6 tRNA genes are annotated in these 614 nt (G+C 52.3%); all 6 read left to right on the top strand.

Annotated elements, in window-relative coordinates:
* Nucleotides 1-39: 39 nt before the first annotated feature.
* The 6 genes from LACPOB_RS0103085 (at nucleotide 40) to LACPOB_RS0103060 (ending at nucleotide 575) form a co-directional block, all read left to right on the top strand.
* Nucleotides 40-129, top strand: a tRNA-Ser gene (locus tag LACPOB_RS0103085).
* A 9-nt stretch (nucleotides 130-138) separates the two neighbouring features.
* Nucleotides 139-210 (top strand) — tRNA-Glu (locus LACPOB_RS0103080).
* Between the two features lie 4 nt (nucleotides 211-214).
* Nucleotides 215-287 (top strand) — tRNA-Val (locus tag LACPOB_RS0103075).
* A gap of 12 nt (nucleotides 288-299) precedes the next feature.
* A tRNA-Asp gene (locus LACPOB_RS0103070) sits at nucleotides 300-373 on the top strand.
* A 42-nt stretch (nucleotides 374-415) separates the two neighbouring features.
* Nucleotides 416-488 (top strand) — tRNA-Phe (locus LACPOB_RS0103065).
* 4 nt (nucleotides 489-492) lie between these two features.
* Nucleotides 493-575 (top strand) — tRNA-Tyr (locus LACPOB_RS0103060).
* Nucleotides 576-614 lie beyond the last annotated feature (39 nt).

Below are 614 nucleotides of genomic sequence, written 5' to 3'. Positions count from 1 at the left end.
GTCGACGGTTCGAGTCCGCCTGCCGGAGTTTTTATTGATGGAGAGTTGTCCGAGTGGCTGAAGGAGCATGATTGGAAATCATGTAAGGGGGGATGCCCTCCTTCAAGGGTTCGAATCCCTTACTCTCCGTAGATAAATGACCCGTTGGTCAAGTGGTTAAGACACCGCCCTTTCACGGCGGTAACATGGGTTCAAATCCCGTACGGGTCATCATGGAGGATTAGCTCAGTTGGGAGAGCGTCTGCCTTACAAGCAGAGGGTCACAGGTTCGAGCCCTGTATCCTCCATAGTAATAGTTCGGTCCTATGGTGTAGGGGTTTATCACGCCTGCCTGTCACGCAGGAGATCGCCGGTTCAAATCCGGCTAGGACCGTTAGGATGAGAGCTTTCTCATTCAACATAATTGGTGAACAATGGCTCGGTAGCTCAGTCGGTAGAGCAACGGATTGAAGCTCCGTGTGTCGGCGGTTCGATTCCGTCCCGCGCCATTATGGAAGGGTAGCGAAGTCTGGCTAAACGCGGCGGACTGTAAATCCGCTCCTTCGGGTTCGGTGGTTCGAATCCACTCCCTTCCATCAATTTTTATAGGGATATAGTTCAAGGGCAGAACAACG

Source organism: Ligilactobacillus pobuzihii E100301 = KCTC 13174, assembly GCF_000349725.1.
Taxonomy (GTDB): domain Bacteria; phylum Bacillota; class Bacilli; order Lactobacillales; family Lactobacillaceae; genus Ligilactobacillus; species Ligilactobacillus pobuzihii.
This window is presented reverse-complemented; position numbering and strand designations above follow the sequence as displayed.